Origin of the sequence: Paraperibacillus marinus (assembly GCF_046237605.1) — a bacterium.
In the GTDB taxonomy this organism is placed as follows: Bacteria; Bacillota; Bacilli; order Bacillales; family DSM-1321; genus Paraperibacillus; species Paraperibacillus marinus.
In genome coordinates this window covers 1,944,835-1,968,944 of sequence record NZ_CP143542.1, presented here as the reverse complement: position 1 = coordinate 1,968,944, position 24,110 = coordinate 1,944,835, and the positions used below count along the sequence as shown (strand labels likewise).

Genomic DNA, 24,110 nt, shown 5'->3' with positions numbered 1-24,110 from the left:
CTAAAACTTCTTTTTAGCGGCTGGTATTACCCAAAGGAGGTGCCTGATCCAGCTTTTGTGATATTCCCTATCTGAATATCTTCTAAGTCTGAACCTGCATAGACGGCATCCGCTTCATCAGTATCGAGTTTCACGTCCATCAGCGCCACAGAATCTGCCCGCTGGGGACCACCAAAAATTTTTATATAATGCCCTGCCGTTTTGAAGCCTTCCAATGCAATATTTTTAAAGGTGACATTCCTTGCCCGGTACTGCACGGCGATGACAGGCTCTTCCCGATAATTATATGCGGGATCGCCAATCAGTCTAAAATGGTTCACCGTTACATTTGTATATCCGGACACCACCATCCCGCGCGCCTTTGAATCTTCATACAGGGAAGTTCTGACCGGGGCGATCGCAACAAGACAGGCAGCCCTGATATTATAGGCCGTCAAGGACTTAGGATCTTCCAATTTGTGATGGCCGATATGCCTGAAGTTATATGACCGGTTATCATGTATGGATATATGCCCTGTTATATATACATTGGATGCAGCGGCGGAATTATGATGTGCCTTTATTTCCACACCGCCAAAACACCTGGTGGATGAATTGTTGACGAGCCATACATTCCTGGAGCCGTCATCCACTTCAAATCCATTTGAGTTCGAAAATCCCCGTTTATGCGCCCTGCCGCTCGGATCGCACATATGACTATTGCTGATCAGGATATTGTCACTATGATGTGTGGTGACGCCATCATCCCCAAATCCATAACCATTCAGGCCGTCAAGCCAAATGTAGCTGCTCCCCTTCCTTGCCCTTGTTCCATCACCGAGATACGTGTAAACAGCTGAAGAAACATCAAAGGCATGCAGCCCTGCATTGATGGCTTCCACATTTTTAACCCAGCCATATTTGACATTGGCATACGTCAGGCAGCTGGACCGGTTATTGCCTGCAGCTGTTTTCCGGCCGGCCGGTATCCGTTCCACATTCCAGTCGAGGCTCATGTTCTGCACCAGGATACATCGGTTCCCGGTAAAATGATGCTTGTTCGTGATGACCCATTCGGATTTGGGAGCATTTTCATGGAGCTTTAGAGTGGTCATTCCCTTCCCTTCACCCTCCAGGATCGTCCAGGAAGGAAGCTTGATTCCTTTGACAATGTAAATTCCCTGCGGAATCTTAACGCGTGCACGGCCGTTTCCGATTGCACGTCTGAACGCCTCGGTATCATCTGTCACTCCGTCCCCGAATGCTCCGTAATCTTTAACGGATGCTTCCCGGGATACCTGGCTGTGAAGGCTGTCCATTGCCCCATCCAGCTTGCCTTTCCAGAAGGGCCAGGGATTGCCTTCTTTGTCCACGATGGTATCACCCCGGCGCGCATCGAGTAATTCCGCTTTCTTAATGAGTAAAAAGCGTTTCAGCAGGCCTTTAAATCCGCCTATTTTATAATGAAAAGGTTCAGAACCTGATTTACGGCTTTCAAAGAGATCGTCTGTCTCACGTACGGCTTCTACCATATCGATGCTTCCGGTAAAGCGGGCAATCAATTCCCTGTTGCCTTTAGGGTCGTGCTGCTTATCAAGAAAAATCATAATTATCCCCACTTTCCTTGCATTCATTTCTTTTTATTCCCGGAAGACAAGTTTATTAAGCATAGTTTCAAACAGGAAAAATGCCGGCAGAGGGCTGCCGGCATGGTTTTTTAGAGGATTAAGCCTCTTCTTTATTAAATATATCAGTAAGAACAGGGACAATCTGCTTCTTGCGGGATACAACACCCTTTAAGACTGCCGTGTTCTCATGAAGGCTGACCTGATAAGCTTTTTCAACAGCAGCCGTCTTTTCCCCAAGAGCGAGGGCCACCGAGTCATTGGTCAGGATATCCGTGACAACGAAGAGGAACAGGTCCAGATTTTTTCTCTCGATAACAGAGTGGATGGCTTCTTCCAGCTCCTGTTTACTGGCGAGCACTTCCCTGGTATCCACCGCATTCACCTGGGCGATTTCAACTTTGCTTTTCCCCATGTCAAATTCCTTTGCATCCAGCGTGATCAGCTGGTCAATGGTTTTATCAGAGAGATCTGCTCCTGCCTTCAGCATATCAAGGCCATAAGAGTCAGCATCCACACCGGCAATCTCCGCCAGTTCCCTTGCAGCTGCCACGTCTTCAGGAGTGCAGGTTGGCGATTTGAATAATAATGAGTCCGAGATAATGGCAGAAAGCATCAGACCTGCAATGTTCTTTTTGATTTCTTTTCCATTTTCTTTATACATTTTGTTCAAAATGGTAGCTGTACAGCCCACAGGCTCAGCACGGTAATACAGGGGATCGCTTGTTTCAAAATTGGCGATTCGGTGGTGGTCAATGACTTCCGCTATCCGCACGTCGGATAGATCCTGGACGCTTTGCTGTCGCTCGTTATGGTCTACAAGGATCACAGATTTCACTTCATTGGCAGCCGTTTCAATCAGGCGCGGCACTTCCTGAGAGAAGTAGTTCAGCGCATATTCCGTTTCGCCATTTATTTCGCCAAGCCTTACCGGTTCAGCTTCGATGCCAAGCTGTGCTTTAAGATCGGCGTAGGCAATCGCAGAACATATCGTGTCTGTATCAGGATTTTTATGACCAAAGATTAGAAATTTTTCCATTTTCAAGCTCCTTTTAATTCAGATTAAGAGGGACAATGCCTCAATTATGTACATACCTGTATAAGATGATAAAACAAAAGAGAATGAGAGTCCAGAAAATCATATGCTGCAATGGAAAGCTTCCCAGTCTGGGGAAGCTTTCTATCAGCCAATGATGATCTTTTCCTTTGGATATTGATAATTCCCGGTTTTCTCCTGCCTTCCTATGATGAATAAGAAGGAAATGATGCCGACCCTGCCGATGAACATCAGGATCATGATCACAATCCTGCCGACATTCGTAAGTTCCGGGGTGATCCCGAGGGACAGGCCGACAGACCCGAAGGCTGAACATACCTCAAACACAATCTGATTAAGAGAGAGGTCTTCTGTTATGGACAGAATAAAAATGGATAGCGAGCATAATGTCACACCCATAGTCATAACTGCTACAGCCTTATAAATATCTTCTTCGTATATTTCCCGCTTGAATACCTTGATCGCACGGTTACCTGTAGCAAAGTTGATGACAAACAGGAACATGACAGCAAAGGTCGTTGTTCTGATTCCCCCGCCGACGGAGCTTGGGGAAGCACCGATGAACATGAGAAAGCTGAGAAGCAATTCTGTAGGTGCTGTAAACTCACTGATGTTCATTGTCGTTAAGCCGCCGCTTCGGGTATTGGAAGAGACGAATATCGAATAAAAGAAAGTATCCAGTGCTGACTTATCCAGCAGAAAATGCTTTCTTTCCAGAAAATAAATCAACAGTGTCCCAACCACTATCAATGCAGCATATGTAAAGGTAGTGATCTTGGTAAATAAGGAAAAACGGAATCTGTAAGGAAATTTATCCTTGCGCCGGGAAAGGTATTCCTTGACCTCGATTAATACGGGGAAACCAATAGCTCCAAGTGTAATCAGGATAATGGTCACTGTCTGGATAAAATAATCCTTCGCAAAAGGAATCAGCGATTCTCCTGAGATATCAAAACCAGCATTTGTAGTGGCGCTTACCGATAAAAACAGGCCATGTATGAATGCTTCTTTCCATGATGGAAAGTAGGATGAAAAATACAGTGTCAGTACAAGTGCCCCCGCCAATTCGATGATCAACACAAGCTGGACGATTTGGATAAGGAGCTTTACAAGACCGGACAGCTGGGTCTGATTCTGGTCAGTCATGATAAGCTGGCGTTCTTTGATCCCAATCTTCCTGCCCATGATCAGCCAGAAAAAGGTGCCAAGGGTCATGATGCCGATCCCCCCAAACTGAAGAATAAATATGAGGAGGAATAATCCTGTGGTACTGAATGTTTCGCTTACATCTATGACAGTCAGACCGGTAACGCTCACTGCACTCACTGCTGTGAACAGCGTTTCCATGAAGTCTATCTTCACACCGGGCTTAAGTGCCACAGGAAGGCTGAGCAGCAAGGTCGATACTGTCACAGATACCACATAATACACAATAATGAGCTGTGCAGGGCTGAGTGTGAATTTTCTCTGTGTCTGTCTATTCATAACATTTCCTTTCAGCAAAAAGCTTGCTTCATATATCTTCCACGATATATTAACATAAATGAACCGGAAAGGCTTAGGTTCTGGAGGGTTTTTCAGAAAATTGATGAATATCCGGTCCAGACATTGCTTAAAGCAGTAAAACACCTTCCGTTTTCAGGAAGGTGTTTCATGTGATTTGAACGGGTTTTTCCATTCCATAAGTACGGCATGATGATGTGATTCCTCATCATCCAGATAATTCGCCATCACTTTGACCGGGGTCCGCCCGCAGCGGAGCAGAAAGGAAATCACCGGATCTTTCAGGTTACCCTTACAGACTTCTCCGAGGTATTCCCCCGGGGAGAGCCTGTCCGCATGCTTATGATACCCTGGCATCCGGCCTCCGCCCATCAGCCGGTCGAGGCCATATGCTGTAACAATCTGGTACATGGACTGCATCAGGCATTTGCCAAGGCCGTATTTGCGAAAAGACGGCCGAATGCTGATGTCAACGATATAGAGAGAGTTTCCCTTAGGGTCATGTGTGCGTATATAGCCGTCATCCGTAATTTCGGACCATGTATGATCATTATTCCAGTCATGGCTCACCAGAAGGCCAGTCATTGAGCCTGCCGCCTCTCCGTCCACTTCCATTATCAGCGCACCCTCAGGGTACAGCCTCACATGATTCAATAATTGTTCTCTGTTCCATAAAAGCTCCTGTGGAAAAGGAGGAGGGAAGCATTCCTTCTGAATGGTGATCAGCTCAGAAAAGTCCTCTTCTTTATAATTCCGGATTACAGCTTTCCTGCTCTGTCCGGTTTTATCAAAAACATAAAAAGAATGATAATAAGCAGCCATATCCTATACCAATACTTCCGATTCTGTTTCCCAGTCCGTATAAAGATCTGTCCTGCGGTCGCGCCAGGTGGTGACCGATCCGCTCTTCCTCACCTTATACAGCAGTTCCAGGTTGAGATCCGCAGTGATGAGCATATCCTGATTCATTTCGCCTTCAGCAGCAATGCCGCCCGGCGGGAATGGAATGTCATTTGGTGTAAGTATCGCAGCCTGTCCAAAATTCGATCTCATGAAATCAACAGTAGGGAGGGAACCTACAGTCCCGGTACCTACGACATATACCTGGTTTTCGATTGCCCGGGCATGGCTTGTGTACCTGACCCGGTAAAAGCCGTGGCGGTCATCCGTACAGGAAGGGCAGAAAATTACATCCGCACCCTTAGCCTTTGCCATGCGCACGATTTCCGGAAATTCAATGTCATAGCAGGTGAGCATCGCAATCCGTCCCTTTTCTGTCTCGAAAACTTCAAGGGTTTCGCCCGGTGACATATTCCATTCGTTAATTTCTGTGGGGGTCATGTGCAGTTTTGCCTGTCGGGCAACACGTCCATCCGGATAAAACAGGTGTGCTGTATTATATAAACGGCCAGCCTTCCGCACTACATGTGTCCCTGCGATTATATGCATCCGGTACTCCATCGCGAGCCGGGTAAACAGCGTCTGGTACAATCCGGTGAATTCAGGAAGGTCTTCTATAGTCCGGGGTTCACCAAATTCATTCGGGATGCTCATTAGCTGGGTGGTAAAAAACTCTGGAAACAGAACAAATTCAGAATCAAACTCTGCCGCTGTCTTAATGTAATGCTCTACTTGGTCTTCAAATTCAGTGAAACTCGCTATAGTCTTAAGATCATATTGAACAGCTGATACTCTCATCTGCACATTGACACCCCCGTACATTTTATATATCTTAGCAGCATAAATGATAAAAACTCCTAAGGTATACTAACATATTAGAAAGCCGGAGTATAGACTATCTGCTCATTATTATTAACACAGAAAACAAACATTCGTTTTCTACCCATGAATAGAAAGGAACCTGGACAATAGCAGGAACAAACATAAAAAGGCGGTGGAGCGGCAGGCGCAGAATGCCAGCAAAAAAATGATGTTAACCCCTGGTTCTTGGAAGCCTTATGATCCATGCAGCTCCGCCCCTTCTCCACAGAAAAAGCCAGGCAGGGCCTGGCTTAGAGATCAATGGCGATGGGCATACCCCTTAGACGGATTGGTAATGACAAATTCCTCCTGCGGCACAAAGAAAAACTGGATCCACACGCCATCAAGGAAATCTTCCCTGCTGTCGAGAAGCACATCTATATCCTTATCTGTCTTGACGATTTCATCATGCTCCTTGGGAGTATCAAATGTCAGGGCATAATGGGCATGTGTTCCATGCTTCTCAGTCACGATCACACGGGGCATCTGCCCGGCAAACTCTGCGCCCAGCATTCTATTTAATACCTTTGCGGCATTACGATTGATTTTAACTTTCATATTTCGCACCTCTTGTTTTTGTACTGATCGTACCTCAATCAGCATAAAAATACAAAGAATGGCGCTCGGCAGAAGAAAAAGGGATCAGTAAATCATTTCAGGGTCATGATAGTACTTGAATTCTAATAAATTATTTGAAGGATCTGCCAGGAAAAAGGTAATATGCTCTTCCCGTTTCCCTTTAAATCGTACCATTAGTTCCTGGAAGAATGGCAATGCCTGCTCCTTTGCCAGCAGATAAGTCCTATGAAACTCCTCCTCTTCCCTAAATGTTATCCCAAAGTGCCTTGGATACATGGACGGCATCTCATCTATCCCCTCAGGGCTTAAATGGCAGACCACCTGATCTCCGAAAAAATCCAGGGTCACTCTGTCCTCATATCTTCTGGCTGTCCTGCATCCGAGTTTCTCGTAAAATTCTGCTGTTTCATCCAGTTCCCTGCATGGTATTGCCAGATGAAATACTTTATTTGTACTTCTCATGTCTGTTCCTCCCAGCTGAATGTATAAAAGGTATCAGACCTTAATCCCAGTCTCAGCGTTTCAAGTGAAATGAAGTCGGCAAAAGGGATGTTGGCCAAATTGACATTGGGACCTGCCATTTTGATGAAGGCGGTCTGCATTTTTTTATTCGGCGCCTCAAATATCAGATTTTCCAATGGGATTTCTGAATTCATAATAAGATCGACAATTTCAAGACGCAAATCCCCTCTGTCTGTGCAGATCCCGCTTGTGCCGCTCTCCCTCGCTTCAGTGATGACCTTGAAAGCACCTGCATCCAGGTCTTCCTGGATATATTCCATCCATTCCTCCGGATGCTGGCCGACTGATAAAGCCGAATCTTTGTTGCCTACTTCACTGAATACCGTAAAATCTTTAGCAAATTCCCGTATATAGCCTGCTTTCACCCGATTGGATATATCAAGGGTCCCATTCGATATTTCAATGTATTCTGCGCCGTGCTCTTTACAGAAGCTGTGATATTCCACTGCTTTGTTCTGACTGAGGAATTTTTCAAAAAGAGTTCCGCCAAAGAAGAAGCTGATATCATTTTCCCTCAGGCATTCGATTTTCTGCTTCAGGTTCCGGGTTACCAGGGATGTGCACCAGCCGAATTTAACATAATCAATGAACTGAGGAGCACTCTCCATGGTATCTCTGAAGAATTGCAGAGGAACTCCGTTATCTATTAATATAGTCAATCCGTGTGTCCTTGGCTTTAATACTCTTTCAGGCAGATTAAGGCCTGAGTTCTTCATAAGACCACCCTCTCGATCATCGGTATCCTTCTGTCATAGGAAACCTTCATGACAAAGTCTGAAGGCTCCTCCTGTGTGCAAATTATAATGTCAGCAGGATCAAATTCAGGGCAGGCGTCGTCCACAAACTTCTGTGCCGCCGCAGAGTTTTTGATCCGGGCTGCTGTAATCTCCGCTTCAGGGCTGGTTCCCAATATGATTTCCCTCATGAACTCTGCACATGCGAGATCATCATCACCGCTGGGATGGGAAGCTATAATGTTGATGGTACCCTGATTTTCAGCGGTGAGCTTCCTGGCATATTCTGCGGTTTTTCTGGCATTCGAAAAACCAGTAACGAGCACATGATCAGCACCCCTTGCATGTAAGGCCGCCGCAACTCCATTAGTTGTTTTTTGTATCAAATATTTACCATCCAGTTCGGCTTTTAAAAGTCTTACTGGAGAATTGTCCAGTTCGAAGCCGTCAATGGGAAGCCCCCTGATTTCACCCGCCAGTATATAACCGGGATTTTCTGCTTTGTACTGCATGGCCGATTCCACAGTCCGGGCTAGAAAGATGCCGCGCACCCCTCTAATAAAAGCATAATGCGCGACAGTAAAGGCCCGGATCACATCTATTACGATGTTCACATCCGCTCGAGGAAGTTCAGGGTCTGCTCCCCTGAAAATTTTTATACACACGAATTTTTTCTCCCCTTCTCATTTGGGCAAATCGACTCCTGATAAAAGTATATTCGCTTGCATTAAATGGGTGCAGGGCCTAAAGAGGGGGTTAAAAATTGCAGCATAAAGGCCAGTCCACTGCCGCCTTTTTGGTAAGATGATATACCGAAAAGGCGGCTGGCAGTGAACTGGCCCTTTTTAGACAAATTTAATGTAAGTATAAGTAATCCCTCGATTTTAGCTGATGCAAAGTTCCCGGCAGGCATCGGCACAACGGCGGCAGGCTTCTGCGCATCGGCGGCAATAATCATCCTCATACTGCTCGCAGACCCGTGCCGAAGCATCACAGATATTAGCAGCTACACTGCACATTACACGGGCATATGGACTTTCCCTTGTAATCAGCTGGCGCACCAGGTTGCACACATCGGCGCAGTCTCTGACAAGCCTAACAGCCTCCCGCCTCACCTCTTCGTTCCTCAGGCATTCCCTATAACAGTACTCACATGCTTCTGCACATGCATTGCAGGCCTCGGCACATTCACGCAAATAAGACCTTAATCTTTCATTCGTAACTAAAGGTGCGCTCATCCAATTCCCCTCCACGTAGTTACTCTGTTACTTGAACAATATATGAAGGAGAAATCTGCAATATTCAACAATCGGCCTTTTTGCTATAAAACAAATTTATTAAGTGATCTAATTTGCTTTTTAACAGTCATCCTCATTCTCTCGATGCCCTGTTCTTCTTTTTTAAATTCCTCTGTTTCAACCGAGTCAAGCAGCAAGGCAAGCTTTCCCAGCTGAGTTTCTTTTTCCAGCCACAGCTGAAAAACTTCGCCTTTGGACGCCCTCGGCAAAGCTGATGAAAATGTGATGACCGCTTTATCGCTTCCCCTGATTATGTGCTTCTCGCCATTTATATCGCCTTCAAGCAGCAATAGCTCGATGGCATCTGTAATCTCAACAGGAGGATCTTCTATCCGCTGGTACTCAAGCTGAAAGGAAAAGCGCCCGTCAGCCAGTCTGAAGAAAGTGAAAGGCAGGGATAGGTCTCCATCGATGATATCCGCTTTTATCCATTTTTTATGTTCATTTAGAAAGGCTTTCTCTGACAGAATAGCCATTACCTTAAGCCATTTTAATAAGTGCTGCTTTGTGATAACTGCCTCCAGGTTCCTGTAAATGACCACAGCCGTCAACTTCATCCACTCCTTTCCCGTTACAGTCTATGCGGGTCAGACAAGAAAGGGGACTTTTGCCGGCGCTTGGCCGGGCCGGTTTCCAGGTATCCTGGAAGCTGCTGAGCCTCCTTGCTGCCATCCCTTTTACAGGCTGGCTCAAAGCATAATACACACATGAGTTTTCTACTCGCAGCCCAGGTATTAAAAGGAACTTGGGCAAGAGCAGGAATGTTCAGCAAGATAAATGATGTTTGCACCTGGCTGCTGGAAGCCTTACGATACAAAAGCTCTGCCCCTTTTCCATAGAAAAACAGCCAGGCTCTGAGGCTGGCTGTCTTTGTACTTATCTAATGCTGTAAGCGGCACGATACTGGTTTGGAGTCAAGGGCTCTCCGCCAAGGGCGATGGAAGCTTCATTTGCCCAATAAGGACTTGACAGCATCCCTCTCCCGATGGCGGCAAGGTCGGCATGGCCTTCACGGATGGCTTTGTCGCTCAGCTCGAAACCTTCGAGGCGGCCGACCGCGATGACCGGCATGTCTGTTTCCTTGCGGAGCTTATCAGCAAAGTCGAGCTGATATCCCGGTCCTGAATACTGGGGTCCAGTGGTACCTTCTCCTCCGGAAGATACATGCAGGATATCGGCTCCTGCTTCTTTATAGCGTCTTGCAAGTTCGGCGGAATGCTCCAGGTCATAACCTCCATCCGCATACTCCACTGCAGAGATACGGAAGATGAGCGGCATTTCTTCTGGCATTTCTTTCTTCGCTGCCCTGATCACTTCGATGCCGAACAGCGCCTTGTCCTCGCCGTATTTGTCTGTTCTCTTGTTCGTAAGCGGTGATTGGAATTGATGGATCAAATAACCATGCGCACCGTGAATTTCAATTGTATCCACACCCGCCTGCACGGCTCTCCGTACAGCTGCTCTATACTTTTCCACCATTTGCTCAGTTTCCTCAGTTGAAAGAGCCCGGGGCTGGTTATACCGGTCTGAGAAAGCATCGGAAGTGGATGAAACGGGCACCTTGGCGTCCTCTGCCTTTCTTCCGGCATGCGCAATCTGAATGCCGACCTTTGAACCGTAAGATTGGCAGGCTTCAATGATCCTCTTGAACGCTGGTATTTGATCATCTGACCAGAGGCCGAGGTCATAATCGGTAATTCTTCCATCCGGCTCCACATCTGTCATTTCCATGATGATCAACCCGGTTCCGCCGATAGCACGGCTTGTATAATGACTGAAATGCCAATCATTCGGAGTTCCGTCCTTCTTGTCCACGGAATATTGGCACATCGGGGGCATTACGATGCGATTTTTCAATTTAAGGCCTTTGTATTCAAATGAATCCAATAAGCTTGCCATATGCTGCACTTCCTTCCATATCTTCAGCTGCATGCTGTTTTATTCTTTTTTATTTTTACACCCGGCCCCCATTCAAGGCAAATTATACGCCTGACAGCACCGAGACAGATGCGTTCAACAAAATGACACAGTCCATATTATTCCCTGCCGATTTATCTGCATACCTCATCACCTGGAGGCAAAACTAGTCAGGATGATTTCAATCATCAATATCTGCGATTTTGGGGGGCAATTGACAATGGACGTTCGTGAAGGATTAATTCCAACTGCATTAGGTTCTGCAGTGACAGCTGCTGGATATGCAATGAAACAAATGCCGCGTTCCAACAAGATGGTGGCCCATACTGTTTTTGGTTTTGGTCTGGCCCATGTGGTCCTTGGAGTCATTGACCTTGTCGAACATCGCCGATAAAAAAAAGAGGGCGATTCACTGGTTGATTGACTCAACCTGAGAGTCGCCTCTTTTTGTTTTCTGTATAAATGAGTTCTGTAAAGGGACATCGTTAAGCCGGAAATTCTGCTGTCGTTGTCGTCAAAACGGCTGAAAGCAGAGCCTTTGCAGTGCCAGGCAGCCCTGTGTCCAGCTGCAAATAAAAGAGAGGGTATCCATAAGTTCATACCTTTATGGATACCCTCTTTATTATGCTGCTGCTTCTTTTCTGCTCCATACATTCTGGAGAATCAAAGCGCCAATTCCCTGAATGATGGTTTTGACAATAACCTGGCCCAGGATGGCTGCCGGAACGGCTTCCCATGGGAGGATATTTGCCCCGAGCGGGCTGAGGCCGATCAGGACGAAGACCGCCGAATCAAGCAGGCCACCGACAAGTCCGCTGTAAAATACCCGCCACGCCAATGGGAGGCGGAGTCTTGTATAAATCTCTGTATCCGTAGTTTCCGATATCGCAAAAGAAATGGCTGACGCAAGAACAATTAAAAGCGTATCGTCCAAAAGGAAGGAGACAACGGCCGAAAGCAGCAGGGCCGTGCCGATTGCCGCATAAGTCCGGCTCCTGCCCAGCTTATTCTGTACAAGGTCCCTCAGGATAAAGGTTGCACCTATCAGCAAGGTCCCCATCGGGACGATAAACGATCCGAAAGTAAGCGGCGCGAATTTGGCAGTCACCACGTTCGCCGCCACAATGGATAATAAATATAGTATGATTCTGATCATGCTGCATGCTCCTTTTTATACACGGCTCACATAGCCGGCTAATGAAGTATTTTTCAAGATTTTTTTATTGCCAGGTATTCATCCAGCCCTTTTTTCCTTAATCGGCAGGCTGGACAGCTTCCGCATCCTTCAGCCATTACTCCGTTGTAGCAGGTGAGCGTTTTTTTCTGGACGAAGCCGAGTGCGCCCAGGCTGTCCGCAAGTGCCCAGGTTTCTTTTTTGTCCAGCCACATAAGCGGTGTATGGATAACCATGTTTTCATCCATGGACAGATTAATGCTTACATTAAGGGATTTCACAAAATTGTCCCTGCAGTCCGGATACCCGCTGAAGTCAGTTTCGCATACTCCCGTTACAATATGCCTGGCACCTCTCCCCCTTGCCAGGATAGCCGCAAATGACAAGAAGAGTAAATTCCTTCCCGGTACAAACGTGTTCGGCATGCCGCCATCTTCACCATCCTCGACCGGTATCTCATCACGAGTCAGGGCGCCGGGTGCCAATTGATTCAAAAGGGACATATCCAGAATATGATGCCGAATTCCCAATTCATTTGCAATGGACTTGGCGCAATCAATTTCCAGCGCATGACGCTGCCCATAATTAAAGGTGACTGCTTCTACTTCCCTGAATGTTTTTATTGCCCAGAATAGGCAGGTGGTACTGTCTTGTCCCCCGCTGAAGACAACAAGGGCTTTTTCATTTTTCATGTGAATGCTCCTTTACACGAAAAAACAGTGCGGCTAAAGAAAAGCAGCACTGTTTTTCCTTAGTTTTTTATAGAGGGTAGCTAAGAACCTCTCTTATATGCTGTTGATAATGACTATCTTATAGTATCACATCTCCGTAAAAACAAAAGGTTTTTTTGCTCATGTATGATAAAAAAACGATTCGGCGAAGCGTACTTTTTCAGCCAGGCTGGGCATAATGACAGAGAGGTGAAAAATAGAATGGAAAAAAAGGTGATTCTTTCCCTGTCTGTCATCTTTATGTTGTTTATGGCCGGGTTATTCATATATTACTTTATGAAGGATGACACTTCACGCTGGCAGGTTGCAGCAGGCGGAATTTTGGTCAGCGCCCTGCCGCTTTTGCTGCTGTTCATGAAACATCCCCCATTCAATATCCCGGTCATCCTGGCTTATTATGTTTTCATCTTTTGTTCCACCTATCTGGGTTCCATCGCAAAGTTCTATCTGCATATCCTTTGGTGGGATACGGTCTTGCATTTATTTAAAGGCATTTTTATGGGTTTCATCGCCCTTTGTTTGTTTAAGATTTTTGTGAAACCAGAGGACAGGAAGGGAACTTCTCCATTGCTCCTATTTCTCTTCAGTCTATCACTTGCCGCTTCTTCCAGTGTTTTTTGGGAGGTATACGAGTATTTTGGAGACCTTTACTATACCGAAACGATGCAAAGAGGCGGGAACGCTGACACCATGCAGGACCTTCTCGCCGGTTTAGGCGGCGGCCTGGCTGCTGCTGTCTATGCAGCATTGCGGCAAAGGCAGTCGAACATATGACGAGGTGTAAAAATGGATAAAAAACTGATTAAAGTTCTCTGTTATCTATATGTTTTTTTTATGGCTTTCCTGGCTGTTATCTATTATGTCAATGGGGAAACGTTCAAAGCATCAGTGGCAGCAGCGGGGATTCTCTGTGGTGCCATTCCTCTGCTCCTTCCTTTAATACACATTAGCTTTAACGGTCCCCTCACCATTTGCTACATTCTTTTCCTTACTGCCTCACAATATCTCGGCTCTGTCCGCGGCTGGTATCATCTTGGCTGGTGGGATTCCTTCCTTCACGGCCTCAGCGGGATTTTACTCGGATTCATGGGCATCGCGCTATATGAAAGGCTGGTCCAACGAGATGCAGGAAAACATATTTCCCCCTGGTTTGTTTTCCTTTTTACGTTTTCATTTGCAGTTTTTGGCGGAGTTTTATGGGAAGTGTACGAATTTACTTCTGATCAGCTATTCGGGATGACTCTACAGGGCGGTGGAAACAAGGATACGATGACGGACCTTATAACAGACAGCCTGGGCGGCCTGGCTGCCGGGACATGGGCCGGCATCCGTTCCAGAAGGTGAGGGAGATTCACGAACTGCTTTCGGCGGAAGAATTTTGTTAAGCTGTCGGAATCAAAAAAGCAGCAGCCGAATGCGGCCTGCTGCCCTTTTTTTCTTATTCCTACCAGCCCCGGCTCGCACCTCCGCCGCCTGAAGAACCTCCGCCGCCGCCCCGGGGGCCGCCTCCTCTTCCCCCTCCCCCTCTTCCGATGAGGGAAAACAGGAAAAAGGTAAGAGTTCCTCCAAAGAAGGTTATATCGATAAAGACGAAAGCAATCACGATAAGAATAAGAAGCCAGTCAGGAATGCTGCTTCCTTTTTGCTCAGAGGCCGTATTATCTTTACCTGCGCCGCCTGAAATAGCATCTGCGATTGCACCGTACGTCTTGATGACCGCTTCATTAGGCCTTCCTGCCTTCAGGCTGGGCAGGGCGTTCTCATCAATGATCCTGCCTGCCCGGCCATCCGGAAGTTCTCCCTCCAGACCATATCCCGTCTCAATCCTGATTTTCTTCTCCTTCATTGCAAGTACCAGGAGCACGCCATTATCCTTCTCCTTCGTTCCAAGCCCAAGTTCACGATAAGCTCTATTCGCATACTCCTCGATGGATTCATTTCCGATCGTCTGGACAGTAAGAAGGGCAGCCTGGTTTGTCGTCCTGTCCTCAACTGCCCGCCCGAGCTGAATCAACTGGGCTTCCTCGCTTGGATTCAACACATTGGCATGGTCCTGTACATAAATGTCACCAGGGGACCGCGGGATGGGCTCAGGTGCAGCCGCCAAAGACCTGCCTGCACCGAGAATGAAAAGGAGAACGAACATGAAGAAGGCCGCTCTATTTCCTGGACGCATATCACTTTCCTCCAAAATCTATGTCTGGAGCTTCCTGTGATTTAGGATCTGCCCTGAAATATTCCTTTTTATCAAATCCGGTTATCCCCGCAACAAGGGCACCTGGGAAACGTTTAACTTTTTTATTGTATATGGAAACTTCCTCATTATAATCCTTTCTTGCCACTGAAATCCGGTTTTCAGTTCCTGCCAGCTCATCCATGAGCTGAGTGAACTGCTTGTCCGCCTTCAGGTTGGGGTAATTCTCGACCACAACCAGCAGCCTGCTGAGCGCACCGCTGAGTTCTGCATTGGCAGTCGCCTCTTCTTCCGGCGATCTGGCGCCTGCCAGCCTGGCCCTTGCATCCGATACAGCTTCTATTGTCTCTTTTTCATGGGCAGCATAGCCCTTCACCGTATTCACAAGATTTGGGATCAAATCAAGCCTCCGCTGCAGCTGGTTTTCTATCTGGGCATATGATTGATCTACATTTTCTTCAGCATTTACAAACCCGTTATAGCTGCCCATCAGCATGAAAATCAGGACAACAAGAATGCCGCCAATGATAATAATAGGCCCTAACGATCGTTTTGCCATAATTCACACTCCATTCTTTGCTGTAGGTTCACGTTTATTCCATTTAGAATTCCCTTTTTCGAGGCTTCATTAAACCAAATTATTTTGGATGGAATGGAAGAGGCTTTAAGCTGCAAAAAAAGAAGGCAGCTTTACCCCTTACACATACCGCCGCCTGGATCCAAAAAAACCATAAGGAGGACTTTCCTTTCGATTCATTGCGATTTCTCGCCATTAAGAACAAAATTGGAAAAAGGGATAGAAGGAATGATCGTAAACCTGGAAAACAGCCTGGAAGCCTTAGGGAAAGAAAACGAATGCCTGCTTGGACTCCTCGAAAAAATAAAGGGAGACTTCTTGACCCTTGAGTCAGCAGCTGCGGCGTTTTATCTGGATTGCTGTCTGTCCGCCTATACGGAAAAATCCGAAGTTCTTTCAATTCCATTCAAAACCTAGCAAGACACCGATATGGAGCCCTAATAGCAATCGAACGGAAAGACAGCCTCCTTTCTCTGATCCAAAAGGGAACGGAAGCGGGTGCCTCCCTGATGTCTGTTATGCTGGAAACCATCTTCTACCCTGGCAATCCCCTCCATGACGGAGCTGTATTGATCAGGTCAGACGAAATGATATCAGCTGCCAACGTTCTTCCGCTGACCCGTACAGAGATTAGCGAAAAAAAACTTGGGACGCGGCATAGGGCCGCCATCGGACTATCAGAAATTAGCGACGCTCTGGTACTGGTCGTATCAGTGGAAACAGGACATATCTCTTTTGCTATAGGCGGGGAGCTGTATCCCATATCCACCATCCAGCTTTTTCACTGAAGGGGCCCGATTACTCGTACTTTCAGTCCCGGCTATTTTATAAAAAATTCCGCGGGATGGATATTTGTCCATTCCTTTTTCATTGGAGATGAATACAGTAATCTTAGAAAAGGTGAGAGGGGATATAATATGGGAAAAAGCAGAAACGGAAGATCCAAATCAAATTCTGATGCAAATGTGGATTTCACAATTGATAATGATGTCAGAAATAAATCCAGGTCAAACTCGGATGTAGACAGCGATGTACACAGCAGAAATGATTCAAACAATAATAATGACAGTGATAATGAACTGAAAAATCATAATAAAAGCAATTCACATGCCAACTCTAAAATCCACAATTCAGGCAACGCAAAAGTAGATTTTTGCATTGACATCCATGTTGATTCTGATTCAAGATCGAGAGTCCGATCCCGTTCAGAAGCTGATTCAGATTCTGATCAGGACCAAAACCAGGACCAGGACCAGGATCAAGAAAGCTAAAATTACTATCCTGCGGCGGTATAAAACTCTTTATATCGCCTGTTTTATGTATTTAAAGCAGATTTACATACAATTCCGGGAATCAAAAAAAAACGACTTCATATAGAAATCGCCGTTTGCCATGATTAAGAATGGATAACCTCTCTCAGTTCCAGATAACGCTCCAACTTTCGTTTTACCCTCTGCAGTGCATTGTCTATTGATTTAACATGAGTATTCAGCTCATAGGATATCTCCTGGTAGGATTGTCCATCCATGTACAGCGCCAGCACCCTTCGCTCCAGATCACTCAGCAGCGCTGCCATTTTCAGCTCGATATCATCGGCATTTTCCTGATTGATAATCCAGGCTTCCGGATTCATGATCTTGGCCGCAGGAATGATATCCATCAGTGTATGTGTGGAATCTTCATCGTAGATGGGCTTATCCAATGAAACATAAGAATTGAGCGGTAAATGCTTCTGCCTTGTTGCGGTCTTGATGGCCGTTATGATCTGCCTGGTTACACAAAGCTCAGCAAAGGCTTTGAAAGAGGAAAGCTTGTCCTCTTTATAATCACGCATGGCTTTAAAAAGCCCAATCATCCCTTCCTGAATGATATCCTCTTTATCTGCCCCGATCAGGAAATACGGACCAGCCTTCGCCCGGACAAAATTACGGTATTTATTGATCAGAATTTCAGATGATTCTCCATCCCCGCCTTGAACGCGCCTGACAAGCGCTTCATCGTTCAATTTTGCAGGATGGTCTGCCAGGCTAACTCCGAAGTTTATACTCACTATAGGATCCCTCCAATATGTTTGATGAGTCAATATCCAGCCAGCTTCCAGATCGTTGCCTATGTAGCTAAAACCGTCCTTACGATGCGGGCCGCCTATATCCTGTTAATTAATATAAATTTATATTAACAGGGGGCAGGCATGAATGATATCAGCAAATATCGACTAATCTTGACAGCCGTCATTTGCTGCGGGCAGAGAATTTTACTGAAGTTCCAGGTAAATAACGAAGAGTTAAGCTTTTTTATGTTCCATACTGGCCGCCTTGGTTATATTTCCTGCAGATTCTTAAGGGATTTTAGGGATATATTAAGGAGAAAGCCCTAGTTTAAATTAAGAATAGTCTGCATATTATCTTATTTCCAGTCTACACTATTCAGTGTGCTATTTCATCCTCTAACTAAACAGCACGGACCAGTCGGAAAACGGGCGATCTTTCATTTACAGTACTGAATACTGAAAATGGGGCTTTGCTGAGGATATCGCCATCCAATCTTTCCTCTTTTTGCCCCACGGTAAATAAAACCTGAACCTGGGAGATCATAGAGAAGGCTGCCCGTTTTCCAAAGCGGGCAGCCTCTATCATTTTTCCAAAATATCATGAATATGTGACCAATCTTTAATCCTCGGCATCTGGAGATCCTGATTATAAGATTGATCCATCACAAATACGTTCACTTTTTCCCCTGCAAGAGTGCGGATCACTGCCGGTTTGTCATCAAAATAGTAATCCAGCTGCAGCTCTTGGATGGTGCGTATTTTTTCTTCATCCCTCATTCCGCAGAAAAATCTTTCCGGCTGCATGGGAAACCCCTGTTCCTGCATCCATTCCCTGGTCCGTTCCCCGTGTTCAGCCGGCCTGGCCGTGATATAGAATATCTCATGGCCCTCCCTGTCCAGCTGCTGCAGGGCTTCCACGGCTGATTCAAATGGCGGGCAGGACGTGTAATAAATCTCTTCGAGCAGGCCGTTCCACATTGTCTTCCCCTGTGCTGCATCCATTCCGAAAGGCTCATGAATTTCAACCGTTTTTAAAGCGCGGAATATTTCGATGGGAATCTCTTTGCCTAATTTTTTCTGATATAGACCAAATGCGTGCTCACGCAGATTGATCAGTGTGTCGTCGATGTCAAAGCCGATTCTCATTTTCCTGGTCCCTTCATAGATGGATTGCCAGGATAACCGATGAATTTAAAATCAGGACCAACCGGGGTCATGCTGTAATCCTTAAATTCAAGCGCATCTGACATTTTTTCAAATCCGGTTCCTTCGAAAAAGGTTGGTGCATTGCGCCCGCCTATTATCTTAGGAGCCAAATATAACACAACCTTATCCACCAGTCCTTGTTCAAGGAAGGCAGCATTTACCGTTCCCCCGCCTTCTATCAGAAGTGAGGAAACCTGTTTTTCACCTAAAGTATGAAGAAGCTGGACAGGATCAACCCCACTTGGGCTGTTTGTGGTGAAAACCTTGATTCCGAGTTCCTTAAGCCGCTCCATTTTCTTGACATCGTAACGGCTTCCGGTGAAGATCCATGTTTCAGCTTCCCGATCCTGTATGACTTTCGCACCCAGCGGAATTCTAAGAGTGGTATCCATGATCACCCTGATGGGATTGCGGCCATTTGGGATGCGGGCTGTAAGGGACGGGTCATCGTGAATGACGGTGCCGACGCCAACTAAGATCGCCTTGTTTTCATTTCGCATCCTTTGGACATCTAGCCTTGCTTCCTCAGAAGTAATCCACTTGCTGTGATTGCTGCGGGAAGCAATTTTGCCGTCCAATGTGATTCCTGACTTAAGGGTGACAAATGGAAGCTGCTCAGCAATATATTTATTGAATACCTCATTCATCCTTACCGATTCCTGTTCAAGGATCCCGCTGATCACTTCAATTCCTGCCCCTTCAAGAATAGATATCCCGCGGCCTGATACAAGAGGATTGGGATCTCCGGCTGCAATGACCACCCTTTTAATGCCTGCTGCCACGATTGCCTCCGCACATGGGCCAGTTCTTCCATGATGGGAACAAGGCTCAAGTGTCACATAGATAGTCCCTCCGGCCGCTTCCTCGCCAGCCATCCGGAGCGCATGGATTTCCGCATGAGGTCCGCCCGCCTTTAAATGGGCACCTATCCCGACAATCCTGTTATGATTGACGATTACTGAGCCTACAAGAGGATTGGGATCGGTCTGCCCCTTCATGGCAGCAGCACTCTCAAGGGCCAGTTTCATATAAAACTCATGGCTGCTCATCAGTGTGCCCTTCATTGTGCAAATGACCGGAACGGTTGATTTTAGTCTGCAGATATTTTTCGTTGAACTCTGAAATATCTCCCCATATCGGTGTCCTGCCGGATACAAGCATCCCGGATTCCTCAAGCGCTTTTAGTTTCTTTGGGTTATTCGTGATCAGGGTCACCGGTTTGCTCCTCAGCGATTTCAGGACCGCGATGGCATCGCTGTAATTCCTTGAATCATCAACAAACCCTAATTGAATGTTTGCATCGACGGTATCATAGCCATTCTCCTGAAGAACATAGGCCATTGCCTTGCTGAAAAGACCGATTCCCCTGCCTTCATGATTCGCAAGATAGAAAAGGGCTCCAGTGCCATGTTCTGCAATCATCTTCAAGGACTGCTTGAGCTGATAGCCGCAGTCACAGCGTTTGCTGCCGAATATGTCCCCTGTATGACAGATGGAATGCATACGGATCAGGGCTTCTTCTCCTTGTTCAAAATCTCCGTAAACCAGGACACTCGATTGCTGCAGTTCCGCCAGATTCTGTGAAGACAGCTTATCTATGATTTTCTCATAGCTTGCCGTCTCTTCATCACAGTTAAGCCAGCAATACCACTGGAATACGATGGTTTCTCCATATAAATTCACAGGAAGCTTGATTGGACCGACCAAATAGATCGCTCCCTGATCGGTTCCGATAGTCTCGATTTTATCTTTAAGTATGGATATGACTCTTTCATCCAATTTGGTTACATTCATAAACAGAACATCCTTTTTTTATTAGTGTGTTTATTTTTCCTTCCGGCATGTAATATGTTATCAAATTTAAACACTTTAGAGTTATAAAAAAGTTTGGGGTGCCGCGTGCCAAGTTATTAAATTCCATGACAAAAGATTATAATACTTATGCCAATCCATTTAATTGTATAGAAATGAGTGTGAAAAATGAGAATCATTGTAATTGGGGCAGGAATCCTGGGCGCATCCACCGCTTACCGGCTCGCAAAGGCAGGTGCTGATGTTATCATCGCTGACCGCGGCGATGATGGCGGAGCTACCGCTGCGGCTGCCGGAATTATCTGCCCCTGGATATCACAGCGCCGCAATAAAGCCTGGTACAATCTGGCAAAGAAAGGGGCCGCTTATTACCCTGCTTTGATTGATGAATTGGCTGAAGACGGAGAAACCGATACTGGCTACGACCGTGTTGGGGCCATCAGCCTTCACACCGATCAGGGCAAAATACAGAAACTGAAGGAAAGGGCGGTAGAGCGAAGGGAAGATGCTCCTGAGATAGGACAGATCCAGACACTTTCCCCTGAAGAAGCAAGAGAGATATACCCCCTGTTGAACGAAGAATTCTGTGCCGTTTATATATCCGGCGCCGGCAGGGTAAATGGCAGGGCGTTAAGAGATGCCTTGTTAAATGCCGCAAAGAAATCCGGCGCCAGGGTGATTTCAGGCACTGCTGAACTTATTAAAGGAACAGGAGCAGTCACCGGGATCAAGACGGGGACAGAAACCATCCATGCCGACAGAGTAATATCCTGCGGCGGGGCATGGAGCCGGGACCTGCTTGCACCGCTTGGAATACAATTCAAGGTCAGCTTCCAGAAAGCGCAGATCGTTCATATGAAGCTCGCGGATATTCAGACATCCCACTGGCCAGTAGTCATGCCCCCCGGAAGCCAGTATCTTCTTTCCTTAAGCGACAACCGCATCGTTTGCGGGACCACTCATGAAGACACAGAGATCTATGACCCAATGCCGACAGCAGGAGGCGTGCATGAAATCCTGTCCAAGGCATTTATGGTGGCGCCCAGCCTCTCTAATGCATCTCTGCTGGAAGTCAGAACAGGCTTCAGGCCTTATACTCCCGGCTTTCTTCCAGTCATCGGCCATGTGCCCGGCTGGGAGGGCCTCATCGCAGGAAATGGATTGGGCGCCTCGGGCCTAACCTCCGGCCCCTATCTCGGTTCCCAGCTTGCAGACCTGGCTCTTGGCAGGAAGCTTGATATCAACCTGTTGGATTATAATATTGAAAATGCTATAGAAACTTTATAGTTATTATTGTCGATTTGCGTGTTAAACTTGTGGTTTTTTTTCGGAAGATAGGTGACTTAAGACTGTATTGGAAGCTGGTATATTGTTTTTATCACAGCGAACTCTTCTCACGCTCCGGTTTAAGAAGGAGTTTTTTGAAAAAAGTCTTATTATTTTTATGCCTAAAATAGAAGAAAAGGAGTCTGGATAGCTATTTTCCGGACTCCTTTTTCTATGCAGCTGTTCTTGCCAATCCAGCTTCCAGATTATATAAATAGAAGCAGACTCAGTGCCATTACGGCCATCCCGCCGATTAAGCCATAAATGGACAGATGGTCCTCGTCATATTTTTTTGCGGCCGGAAGCAGTTCGTCAAGTGAAATGAAAACCATAATCCCGGCGACCGCAGCAAAAATGATGCCGAACATAATGTCATTGAGAAATGGCATTAGAATAAAGTATGCGACGATGGCTCCTACCGGCTCAGACAACCCCGAAAGAAAAGATAATTTGAATGCTTTCTTCTTATCTCCAGTTGCAAAATAAACGGGTACCGATACAGCTATCCCCTCTGGAATATTATGAATGGCTATCGCAAAAGCAATGGCAAAGCCAAGGGCCGGGTCCTGCAGGACCGACGCAAAGGTCGCGATCCCTTCCGGAAAATTATGAATGGCGATGGCCAGTGCAGTGAAGGTTCCCATCTTGAGAAGAGCCGGATCGACAGCCGGATTTCCAGGTGGATTCATTTCCTCAACCGTTTTCAATTCATGCGGATTTCCCTGCTTCGGTATGAATTTATCAATAGCCGCTATTAGTAATATCCCCCCGAAAAATCCTGCCACAGTTGCCCAATTCCCGCCAGTTTTACCCAGCGCGTTCACGAGCGCATCCTTTGCTTTCACAAATATTTCAATCATCGATACATATATCATGACACCAGCAGAAAAACCAAGTGCTATTGAGAGAAATTTAGTATTTGTTGTTTTAGTAAAAAAGGCCAGCAGGCTTCCGATCCCCGTTGCCAGCCCTGCAAATAAAGTAAGCCCGATTGCAAGCAGTACGTTTTCCTCCATGTGTTTCCCCCCTTGGCATATAAGTATGACATATAGCACAAAAAGTTTACTCTATCCAACATTTTAAAACAGGACTAAATATTAGAGCTAAATCAAAATCTTGTCCTGGGGCACTGTCTAGAATTTGAGTAGTAAACCGCACGCCCTGCTAAAAGTCATTGCCTGCACTGGTAATCAACTTTCTTATTCAATAGCCGCAATCTATGCGTTAACAGCCAAAAAAAAAGAGGATACCTCAAAAGCATATGCTTTCGGGCAGCCTCTTGAAACAAAATTCTAAATTTGTATTTCTTTTTCTGTATGGTCATCCTCGTGCACATGACTGATTCGGTTGTAAAAAACACACCATGAAGTAAGGGTATATGGAATGAGCCACAACAATCCTATGCCCAGGGTGAAGATGGTGAGGAGGCCCCACCCGATAAAGCTGAGAGACAGAAGAAAGAACTTCCATTTGTGTCCCTTCATCAGCTTTTTGCTTTTTCTGATCGCTTCAAAAATTGACAGCTCCGGATTGTCTTTCAGGATGAATATGGTTTGTGAATAGGATATCCCTTTTATGATTCCTGGTATGATCAATAATAAAGTCCAAAGTATGGTGAAGATGCTGATCATGATATACGCGCCTATGATCTTTAATGATAAGCCCGGGTTCTTATAAATGGAAAAAGCATAAGAAATGGGACGGCCCTCTCTCCTGGATTCAGACAGGAAGAACCAATAGTATCCAGCGGAAAGCGGGAACAGGGCAAGGGTGAATATAATATTGAAAGCCTGCGCACCCGGTGTCGGACTCTCCTGGTACAGCCAATTATCCAATCCCCCTGCAGTACCTATTTCCACTGCAAGACTGGGGACCACCGTAATTAGGAAGTACAAGAAAGTCAGGAGTACCGCCAGCCCCCACCTTCCTTTTAACGTAATTTTTGCTTCTTGTTTGATGCCCGATATAGTCAATCTTTTCTCCTCCTTTACATCAGGAAGATTATACCACCGTAAATTCCTTAATGATACAAGAATTTCAGTGTTAATCCTTCCCTCCGCCTGAC

General features: G+C 46.2%; 27 protein-coding genes, 1 pseudogene and 1 riboswitch. Of the genes and pseudogenes, 6 read left to right on the top strand and 22 right to left on the bottom strand.

Annotated features, from left to right (window positions below; genetic code table 11):
* Nucleotides 1-26: 26 nt before the first annotated feature.
* The 12 genes from V1498_RS10025 to V1498_RS09970 form a co-directional block, all read right to left on the bottom strand.
* The gene (locus V1498_RS10025; protein ID WP_409298692.1) at nt 27-1,586 is read right to left on the bottom strand and encodes a glycosyl hydrolase family 28-related protein; all 1,560 of its coding nucleotides are present in this window, start codon (nt 1,584-1,586) and stop codon (nt 27-29) included.
* Between the two features lie 118 nt (nt 1,587-1,704).
* Nucleotides 1,705-2,643, bottom strand: a complete 939-nt coding sequence (locus tag V1498_RS10020) for a manganese-dependent inorganic pyrophosphatase (protein WP_409298690.1) — start codon at nt 2,641-2,643, stop codon at nt 1,705-1,707.
* Between the two features lie 144 nt (nt 2,644-2,787).
* Nucleotides 2,788-4,146, bottom strand: coding sequence for a TrkH family potassium uptake protein (locus tag V1498_RS10015; protein ID WP_409298688.1), 1,359 nt, complete (start codon nt 4,144-4,146; stop codon nt 2,788-2,790).
* Nucleotides 4,147-4,299: 153 nt separating this feature from the next.
* The gene (locus V1498_RS10010; RefSeq protein WP_409298687.1) at nt 4,300-4,986 is read right to left on the bottom strand and encodes a GNAT family N-acetyltransferase; all 687 of its coding nucleotides are present in this window, start codon (nt 4,984-4,986) and stop codon (nt 4,300-4,302) included.
* A 3-nt stretch (nt 4,987-4,989) separates the two neighbouring features.
* The gene (locus V1498_RS10005; protein WP_409298685.1) at nt 4,990-5,868 is read right to left on the bottom strand and encodes a carbon-nitrogen hydrolase family protein; all 879 of its coding nucleotides are present in this window, start codon (nt 5,866-5,868) and stop codon (nt 4,990-4,992) included.
* Between the two features lie 315 nt (nt 5,869-6,183).
* Entirely contained in the window at nt 6,184-6,483 is a 300-nt protein-coding gene (locus V1498_RS10000) for an iron-sulfur cluster assembly accessory protein (RefSeq protein WP_409298683.1), read from the bottom strand.
* An 84-nt stretch (nt 6,484-6,567) separates the two neighbouring features.
* On the bottom strand, nt 6,568-6,966 hold the full coding sequence (locus V1498_RS09995; RefSeq protein WP_409298681.1) for a VOC family protein: 399 nt from the start codon (nt 6,964-6,966) through the stop codon (nt 6,568-6,570).
* Nucleotides 6,963-7,742 carry a phosphosulfolactate synthase gene (locus tag V1498_RS09990; protein ID WP_409298679.1) on the bottom strand — a complete coding sequence of 260 codons (780 nt, stop codon included), beginning with the start codon at nt 7,740-7,742 and terminating at the stop codon, nt 6,963-6,965. Before V1498_RS09990 ends, V1498_RS09995 begins: the two co-directional genes overlap by 4 nt.
* The gene (locus V1498_RS09985) at nt 7,739-8,425 is read right to left on the bottom strand and encodes a 2-phosphosulfolactate phosphatase (protein WP_409298678.1); all 687 of its coding nucleotides are present in this window, start codon (nt 8,423-8,425) and stop codon (nt 7,739-7,741) included. The genes V1498_RS09990 and V1498_RS09985 overlap by 4 nt, the downstream gene beginning before the upstream one ends.
* 219 nt (nt 8,426-8,644) lie before the next feature.
* Entirely contained in the window at nt 8,645-8,998 is a 354-nt protein-coding gene (locus V1498_RS09980) for a four-helix bundle copper-binding protein (protein ID WP_409298676.1), read from the bottom strand.
* 83 nt (nt 8,999-9,081) lie between these two features.
* Nucleotides 9,082-9,615 (bottom strand): hypothetical protein, encoded by a 534-nt coding sequence (locus V1498_RS09975; protein WP_409298674.1) that lies wholly within the window; start codon nt 9,613-9,615, stop codon nt 9,082-9,084.
* Nucleotides 9,616-9,934: 319 nt separating this feature from the next.
* Nucleotides 9,935-10,957 carry an NADH:flavin oxidoreductase/NADH oxidase gene (locus tag V1498_RS09970; RefSeq protein ID WP_409298672.1) on the bottom strand — a complete coding sequence of 341 codons (1,023 nt, stop codon included), beginning with the start codon at nt 10,955-10,957 and terminating at the stop codon, nt 9,935-9,937.
* Between the two features lie 238 nt (nt 10,958-11,195).
* Between V1498_RS09970 and V1498_RS09965 the strand changes: the two genes are divergently transcribed.
* Nucleotides 11,196-11,369 (top strand): asparagine synthase, encoded by a 174-nt coding sequence (locus V1498_RS09965; protein WP_409299243.1) that lies wholly within the window; start codon nt 11,196-11,198, stop codon nt 11,367-11,369.
* A gap of 228 nt (nt 11,370-11,597) precedes the next feature.
* On the opposite strand, the gene V1498_RS09960 is transcribed toward V1498_RS09965, so the two are convergent.
* Together V1498_RS09960 and queC are read right to left on the bottom strand one after the other, a co-directional pair.
* Nucleotides 11,598-12,128 (bottom strand): VUT family protein, encoded by a 531-nt coding sequence (locus V1498_RS09960; RefSeq protein WP_409299242.1) that lies wholly within the window; start codon nt 12,126-12,128, stop codon nt 11,598-11,600.
* Between the two features lie 56 nt (nt 12,129-12,184).
* Nucleotides 12,185-12,841: a 7-cyano-7-deazaguanine synthase QueC gene (gene queC, locus V1498_RS09955; RefSeq protein WP_409298670.1), complete on the bottom strand. Its 657-nt coding sequence runs from the start codon at nt 12,839-12,841 to the stop codon at nt 12,185-12,187.
* A gap of 53 nt (nt 12,842-12,894) precedes the next feature.
* Nucleotides 12,895-12,938, bottom strand: a riboswitch (PreQ1 riboswitch).
* Between the two features lie 143 nt (nt 12,939-13,081).
* Here queC and V1498_RS09950 point away from each other — a divergent pair.
* Complete coding sequence (locus tag V1498_RS09950; protein WP_409298669.1) at nt 13,082-13,654, top strand: membrane-spanning protein; 573 nt, start codon at nt 13,082-13,084, stop codon at nt 13,652-13,654.
* Nucleotides 13,655-13,666: 12 nt separating this feature from the next.
* Nucleotides 13,667-14,224: a hypothetical protein gene (locus V1498_RS09945; RefSeq protein WP_409298667.1), complete on the top strand. Its 558-nt coding sequence runs from the start codon at nt 13,667-13,669 to the stop codon at nt 14,222-14,224.
* A 100-nt stretch (nt 14,225-14,324) separates the two neighbouring features.
* Here the strand turns inward: V1498_RS09945 and V1498_RS09940 are convergent, their stop codons facing one another.
* On the bottom strand, nt 14,325-15,056 hold the full coding sequence (locus tag V1498_RS09940) for a TPM domain-containing protein (RefSeq protein WP_409298665.1): 732 nt from the start codon (nt 15,054-15,056) through the stop codon (nt 14,325-14,327).
* A gap of 1 nt (nt 15,057) precedes the next feature.
* On the bottom strand, nt 15,058-15,633 hold the full coding sequence (locus tag V1498_RS09935; protein WP_409298664.1) for a LemA family protein: 576 nt from the start codon (nt 15,631-15,633) through the stop codon (nt 15,058-15,060).
* A 246-nt stretch (nt 15,634-15,879) separates the two neighbouring features.
* On the opposite strand from V1498_RS09935, the pseudogene cdaS reads away from it, so the two are divergent.
* Nucleotides 15,880-16,439 (top strand): annotated as a pseudogene (gene cdaS, locus V1498_RS09930) (sporulation-specific diadenylate cyclase CdaS).
* Nucleotides 16,440-16,568: 129 nt separating this feature from the next.
* The gene (locus V1498_RS09925) at nt 16,569-16,922 is read left to right on the top strand and encodes a hypothetical protein (protein ID WP_409298662.1); all 354 of its coding nucleotides are present in this window, start codon (nt 16,569-16,571) and stop codon (nt 16,920-16,922) included.
* Nucleotides 16,923-17,047: 125 nt separating this feature from the next.
* Here V1498_RS09925 and sigH read toward each other — a convergent pair whose 3' ends face one another.
* The 4 genes from sigH to V1498_RS09905 form a co-directional block, all read right to left on the bottom strand.
* Complete coding sequence (gene sigH, locus V1498_RS09920; RefSeq protein WP_409298660.1) at nt 17,048-17,701, bottom strand: RNA polymerase sporulation sigma factor SigH; 654 nt, start codon at nt 17,699-17,701, stop codon at nt 17,048-17,050.
* Nucleotides 17,702-18,283: 582 nt separating this feature from the next.
* A complete protein-coding gene (locus V1498_RS09915; RefSeq protein WP_409298658.1) occupies nt 18,284-18,847 on the bottom strand; it encodes a 5' nucleotidase, NT5C type in 564 nt (187 codons plus the stop codon).
* Nucleotides 18,844-19,956 (bottom strand): bifunctional diaminohydroxyphosphoribosylaminopyrimidine deaminase/5-amino-6-(5-phosphoribosylamino)uracil reductase RibD, encoded by a 1,113-nt coding sequence (gene ribD / locus V1498_RS09910; RefSeq protein ID WP_409298657.1) that lies wholly within the window; start codon nt 19,954-19,956, stop codon nt 18,844-18,846. Before ribD ends, V1498_RS09915 begins: the two co-directional genes overlap by 4 nt.
* The gene (locus tag V1498_RS09905) at nt 19,943-20,701 is read right to left on the bottom strand and encodes a GTP cyclohydrolase II (protein WP_409298655.1); all 759 of its coding nucleotides are present in this window, start codon (nt 20,699-20,701) and stop codon (nt 19,943-19,945) included. The genes ribD and V1498_RS09905 overlap by 14 nt, the downstream gene beginning before the upstream one ends.
* 186 nt (nt 20,702-20,887) lie before the next feature.
* Between V1498_RS09905 and V1498_RS09900 the strand changes: the two genes are divergently transcribed.
* Nucleotides 20,888-22,006, top strand: coding sequence for an NAD(P)/FAD-dependent oxidoreductase (locus V1498_RS09900; protein WP_409298653.1), 1,119 nt, complete (start codon nt 20,888-20,890; stop codon nt 22,004-22,006).
* A 245-nt stretch (nt 22,007-22,251) separates the two neighbouring features.
* Here V1498_RS09900 and zupT read toward each other — a convergent pair whose 3' ends face one another.
* Nucleotides 22,252-23,061, bottom strand: coding sequence for a zinc transporter ZupT (gene zupT / locus V1498_RS09895; protein ID WP_409298652.1), 810 nt, complete (start codon nt 23,059-23,061; stop codon nt 22,252-22,254).
* A gap of 276 nt (nt 23,062-23,337) precedes the next feature.
* Nucleotides 23,338-24,018, bottom strand: a complete 681-nt coding sequence (locus V1498_RS09890; protein WP_409298650.1) for a DUF975 family protein — start codon at nt 24,016-24,018, stop codon at nt 23,338-23,340.
* Nucleotides 24,019-24,110: the final 92 nt, after the last annotated feature.